Source organism: Streptomyces sp. PA03-1a (assembly GCF_033792805.1).
Lineage (GTDB): Bacteria > Actinomycetota > Actinomycetes > Streptomycetales > Streptomycetaceae > Actinacidiphila.
On record NZ_JARAVO010000380.1, the window covers coordinates 1 to 5,818 of the forward strand.

5 protein-coding genes and 1 pseudogene are annotated in these 5,818 nt (G+C 65.7%); 5 read left to right on the forward strand and 1 reads right to left on the reverse strand.

Annotated elements, in window-relative coordinates; translation table 11 throughout:
• The first annotated feature begins 225 nt into the window (after nt 1–225).
• The 3 genes from PV341_RS43375 (at nt 226) to PV341_RS43385 (ending at nt 4,426) form a co-directional block, all read left to right on the forward strand.
• Nucleotides 226–1,074, forward strand: a complete 849-nt coding sequence (locus PV341_RS43375; RefSeq protein WP_500360779.1) for an NsdA family TPR-like regulatory protein — start codon at nt 226–228, stop codon at nt 1,072–1,074.
• 663 nt (nt 1,075–1,737) lie between these two features.
• Complete coding sequence (locus PV341_RS43380) at nt 1,738–3,888, forward strand: hypothetical protein (RefSeq protein WP_500324184.1); 2,151 nt, start codon at nt 1,738–1,740, stop codon at nt 3,886–3,888.
• A gap of 154 nt (nt 3,889–4,042) precedes the next feature.
• On the forward strand, nt 4,043–4,426 hold the full coding sequence (locus tag PV341_RS43385; RefSeq protein ID WP_500324185.1) for a hypothetical protein: 384 nt from the start codon (nt 4,043–4,045) through the stop codon (nt 4,424–4,426).
• Nucleotides 4,427–4,539: 113 nt separating this feature from the next.
• Here PV341_RS43385 and PV341_RS43390 read toward each other — a convergent pair.
• Nucleotides 4,540–4,632, reverse strand: a pseudogene (locus tag PV341_RS43390) (NUDIX hydrolase); the annotation flags it as partial.
• 31 nt (nt 4,633–4,663) lie between these two features.
• Here PV341_RS43390 and PV341_RS43395 point away from each other — a divergent pair.
• Both PV341_RS43395 and PV341_RS43400 read left to right on the forward strand, forming a co-directional pair.
• Nucleotides 4,664–5,227, forward strand: a complete 564-nt coding sequence (locus PV341_RS43395; RefSeq protein WP_500324186.1) for a hypothetical protein — start codon at nt 4,664–4,666, stop codon at nt 5,225–5,227.
• A gap of 174 nt (nt 5,228–5,401) precedes the next feature.
• Nucleotides 5,402–5,629: a DNA cytosine methyltransferase gene (locus tag PV341_RS43400; protein WP_500360778.1), complete on the forward strand. Its 228-nt coding sequence runs from the start codon at nt 5,402–5,404 to the stop codon at nt 5,627–5,629.
• Nucleotides 5,630–5,818 lie beyond the last annotated feature (189 nt).

A 5,818-nucleotide genomic window follows, 5' to 3' on the forward strand; every position in this document is an offset into this window, starting at 1 on the left:
TTTTTATTTTTTTTTTTTTTTTTTTTTCAGCCGAATAAGGCTTCCTAAGTGTAAAAGAGTGTCGTTGGCTCTGAGATTGCTATAAGAGCAAGGGGTTGAAGTGGGGTTAGGGCCGCGGGGTTCGGGTTCGCACGGTAGGCCGCAGAGGCGGCCTACCGTGCGAACCCGAACCCAGCGACCCTCACCGCACTGCAAGCCGCGGGCAAGGCCGAGCTGGACGAGTACCTGGCCGGCTTCGACGCCCGCCACATGGCCACGGCCGAGACCGTCGCACCCGCGGTCGCCCGCTGGCAGGCACCCACCCCGGCCCCCCTGCGCGCGGACTACGCGCGGTACGTGGCAGACGGCCTGGGTGCCGAGCTCGCACGCATGGCGGGCTGGGCCTACTTCGACGCCCGCCAATACAGCACCGCCCGCACCTACTTCACCCAGGCCCTGCACCTCGCGCAGAACCTCGGCAACCGGCAGTTCGCCGCCAACGTCCTGTCGTGCATGAGCCTGCAGGCCACCTACGAAGGCGACGCCGGCGAAGCCGCTGCGCTCGCACGCGCCGCGCAGGACACCGCCCGCACCACCGAGGCCCCGGAGCTCGTGATGGCCATGCTCCACATGCGGGAAGCATTCGCCCACGCCACGCTGCGCGCTACCGACGACTGCCACCGCGCCCTCGCCCGGTCCCACACCGAGTTCGAACGGGCCGACACCGCCAACGCGCCGCAGTGGCTGCGCTACTTCGACGAGACCAAGCTGATCGTGGACACCGGCATCGCCCGCGCACAGCTCGACGAGCACCGCCAAGCCGAACCGCTCATCGCCGAAGGCCTGCGCCGCGAGAACCGCCAGCAGCAGCGCGGCCGGGCCTTCCACGCCTTCTGGCTCGCCACCACCCAACTGCACAACGGGGCCCTCGACCGTGCCTGTTCCACCGCCAGCATGGCACTGGACCTGGCCACCAATGTGGACTCCCCGCGCATCGCGGGCCACGTACGCGAGTTCCAGGCCCGTCTGGCCACCAGTGCGCGCCAGGCCCCGGTGATCGCCTTCGAGGCGAAGATGCGCGAGGTGTACGCCTAGAGGCCGCATCCGACGGATCAGGGGCGCCGTCAATGCCCGGCAGTCAACTCGACATCGCCGCGGTCACCGAAGGCCCCCCAAGCAGCCGCTCAGGCCAGCCCGCACCAGGCGTGGGCAAGGAGTTCCTCGCGCCAGGCCAGCACCCACGCACGTTCCTCCTCGAGGTGACCCGCTGCTCTGTCTCGTCGCGCTTCGACCGCGCGAGCCCGTTCAACACGACGGGCCGGTGGAAACACCCCCTCCGTGACTCCTCGTCATTTAATAACGGTTAGATCTCGACCGGAGAACGGGCGTGGATTCCACGCCTCACAAGGTGACCTGAAGCTCATATCTAGCTCAAGTGCAGAAGCCTTCAAAGATTCATCGAGCGAGGCAATGCGGGCACGAGCCGAGGTGAACCGGACGATGCCCTCCACTTGTGGTCATGGTGAAAAGAAGGCGTGTGTGCTTTGATCGGCAACGACCAAATATCTTGCCCGCCACCCCCGTTGGTGCGGGTATTGCATTCAGGGGAAACACTTGACAAAGCGAGCCCAAAGAAGATCGGGTAGCCGACTGCTGCATGCCACGCTCGGTACGGCGCTCCTCGCCACCGGAGCTGTTGCCGCTCCTGCTACAGTGGCTCCGACCAGCATCGCAGCTGCCGCGGACTGCCAGTCCAGCGTGGCCACCTACGTCGTCGAAGCGAAACCGGGACTTCCTTTCGGGATTCCGGGCGCGACGACGCTACGCAAGTATATCGACTGGGACCCCAGTGGCGGTGGCGCCGCTGGCCCCCTCTTTGACACTGGCTACGTCGCACCCATTCCGGACCTGGCCTCGGTGTTCTCTGGCGGGAGCGGAATTCTCTATCAAATCGACCGCAAGACTGGGCAGTTGAAGTCCTACAAGGACAACACGGCCTCTGGCGGCTCTTTGATGACTTACGTCAAGACCTTTAAGTCCAACTCGGCTCAACCCTGGGCTAGTTACGATCACGTGTGGTCCGTAGGCAGCAAGATTTTCACGATCGATGATGCCGGTACTCTCGCCGTCCACCAGCCGAGCTCTAGTGACGCCCCTGACGGTCAGGGCGTCATGCTCGACATGGCCACGATCTCAGCGACGAACGCCGCAGTGATAGCGATCAACAAGTCTGACGAGGTCTGGTCGGCCGGCAACAAGATCTACGGCCTGACCGACGGAACAATCCGGTCCTGGACCCTGTCCTGGCTCGGGGTTATTCCGAAGCTCGACGTGGCCACCGAGACGGTCTTGGCCACGGACACGAAGGTGACATCCGCCTGGAGCCCGGGCCCCGGCACGGTCTACACCGCCACCACCGGCATCGACTACAGCGGCATCGTCAAGGGCTACACCGGAGCCGGCGGCACTGCACTCACCCTCGCCAACGACGACGTACGGCAAGGCCTCTACGCCCGTTCGGTGTTCACGGACACCGCCTCCTGTCTCGCGGCGACACCGGACACCCGCCCCTACTTCGGCGCCCAGCCTGACGAAAGTGGTCTCACGGACGTCGGTACCGACTCCCCGCCGGACTCGACGCCAACGAACCCCAGCCTTGTCCAAGGAAAGTTCACTTTGGGAAACGGTCAGCCCGCTGCCGGGCTGGAGGTGACGGTCGAAGCCGCCGACCTTGTGGCGGACGACGGTACCGCAACCGACCTCCCCGACCTGGGCAAGGTCCACACAGCGGCCGACGGCACATGGAAGCTGACCCTGCCTAACCCGCTTCCCGCAGCCATACAGGCAGCTGCAGACGCCAACGACGGTGCGCTCAACCTGACCGCGACCACCGCTGGCGTCACCACTTCCGGCGTGAACATGTTCGGTGCCGACAACCTCGTCGCAGCTCCTGAGGTACCAGGATCGACGCAACCCACCGGCTTTGCCCTGTCGGCAAGCAATGAAGCGCCGCACACCACGGCACTGTCGCCCCTGCTCAGTGACACCGACCCCAACAACGCCGGCACCGATCCCACCCCGGAGCAGGTCAGCACCACCTTCGCTGCCACCGCGGAACAGTACTCCGTCGAACCCATCGATCAGGGGACCACGCCGACGTGGCAGAGCGACCGCTCTGCCGCGCCCCCGGCAGGCTTCAACCCTTACGTCGTGAACGGTGTTGACACCAGTGGTCAGGCGGTCACTCCGCTCAACTCCGGCTCCTGTGAATGGCTGACCCAGACGCTGTCGAAGACGGTCGCCTACACCACCGTCGGCGAGGCCCACGCATACTGGGATGCCAAGGCGAACTTCGACTACGACCAGAAGCTCTCCAGCACAGTCGACGTCGCCACTTCGCATAACGACACCTGGAAGATCACTGGCACCGTCTCGGTCGGTGGATCCACCGGGATATCGACCGGTTACAGTAACAAGGGCCCGTACTTCGCCAAGCAGTGGCGGGTCCCGATCGAGTACAAGAAGATCAAGAAGACCTACTACTGCTCAGGCGTCGCTCGGTCTTCCTACCGGCAGATCGTGGCCGGCAAGTACAAGGTTCCTGCTGGCGGCTCCACGGGGAAGTACGGGCAGGACGTGCGAAGCAAGGACGGTCCCACCGCATTCCAGGCCTCGCCGAGGCAGTACTACGGGAAGGTCCCCGGCGGCTCGTACTTCCAGCTCTCCTCCGGCAAGAGCACCAAGTGGACCAAGGCCGTGGCCGCCTTCGGTATCTCTCTCAGCGCAGCCACCTCGTACGATCGCGAGCACAAGCAGCGCATCACCGCCGGCAACAAGACCGGTTCGCACATCATCTGGGGCAAGAATGGTCCGCTCTCGAGCAAGCCTGGCGTCTTCTACTCCTACTAGACGCCTCCGCACTGCCGCGGCACTGGCTCTCGCGTCCACCATCACTCTGGCAGGCTGCTCTGGAACAGAAAGCAGTCCTGCACAAGGCCACGCCCTGGACGGCGGCACCTACTCACAGGGGACGGTCGGTAACGACCACGCCAAGGTCGGGCAGGTGTGGTGGGCGGCGCTACCGCCACCCACCAACGTCTCTGACAAGGACCTCGAACTCACCGGGGCGACAGTGCTACGAGTCCCCAAGGGCATCAAGATCCTGCAATACGGTGCGTACAGCGCCAACGACACCGACGGCATCGTGATGCTCGGGATCGAAGGCGATTCGGAGGACCCGCACTTCGAACGTCTCAAGAACCACTTTCACAAGGCCGTCAAAGTCAGGGCGAAAGGCGACACCGACATCTACTACGTGGTCCGCATGAAGATCACCGGACCTATCAAGGGCAACCTGCGCGACACCAGGTTTACCTACCGCCAGGACGGTCGCAGCTACGAGCAAACACTCAAGAGCGACGTGGCCCTGCGAGTCGAACAGCCCTGATCGCGTGATGTGTGTGGCACCCCATACCGGGGTGCCACACACACGCACTTTCACGGCGCGCCTGCTTGGCTGCGGATCGAGGCCACCCGACAAGACGCCAACGCACCGCAGTTCTACCCCTTTGTGGCCTCATTGAGCAGCAGGTACAGCACCCCGATCAGGGAGCCGCTGGACACAATCTCCCGCCGGTCGATCACGCCCCGGACGGTCCAGGTCTTCAAGCGGCCCGGCGACGACATGGGCCGGTACCGCCAGCAGTACGTGTACCGGTGCCCGCAGGTGAAGTGCCGCAACCAGATCGTGGAGCCGGACGTGCTCCCCGCGGCCGCCGCGATCGACTGGACGCTCCCCGGCCAGCGCATCGGCGACCGCAAGACCCTGCTCGCCGACAAGACGATAGCCCGCATCTCAGCGGGGCTCCGGAAGTTCGCAGAGCCGATGGTCGTGCCAGCCGGCGGGACCTGGCGGAACGACGCGACCCCGCTCTTCGACCCGATGCCGACCCGCACGACCCGCGAGAACGACGCCCTCGCCGTCCCCCCGATCCTCGTCCCCTGCGACGGCCGCCCCGGCAAGAACGCCAGCCCGATCTACGACCCACTGCGCACCCAGACCACCCGAGCCGAGGCCGGACTGGCCTGGCTGCCCTTCATCGCGGAGATCCGGGGCGGCGCCAGCGACGCCCGATCGGTCGCCGACCCCCTGTGCACCGTCACCGCCTCCGGCAACCACCACGGCCTCGTCACGCCCGCCATGGTCATGCGCAACAACGGGTCGAAGGGCGACGGCGGCGAGCACTGAACCAGCGCGGACGAGCCACTGCGCACCCTGACCACCACCGGGCACCAGTCGCTCGTCACCTGGCAGCACCTGCTCGTCCCGTACTACGGCACCGGCCGCGCCCGCACCGTCCGCGAGCCGATCGGCGCCCTGTCCACCCGCGACCGCTTCGCCCTCGTCAAGGGCGAGATCAACGTGGACGACGTCCTGTTCCGGATGCTGGAGCCCCACGAGATCGGCAGGGCCATGAGCTTCGCCGACGACTACGTGGTCCTCGGCACCAAGCGCGAGCGCGTCCGCCAGTACGGCAACGCCGTCACCCCCAACGTCGCCGAGGTCATCCTCTGCGCGCTCGTCGAGTGCATCACCGGCGAAGACATCGACCGCCACGCCCCGCAGAACCAGTTTGGCACCGCCGCCTGACCTGCCCGGCCGCCGGGGGCGGGCAGGTCAGGCGGCGGTGCCAAACTGGTTCTGCGGGGCGTGGCGGGCGTCGTCTAGGCCGGCGACGCATTCGACAAACGCGCATAGGATGCCCACGGCGACGTTGCGGGGGCCGGCGTTGCCGTACTGGCGAACACGCACGCGCTAGATACCACAGACCAATGATCC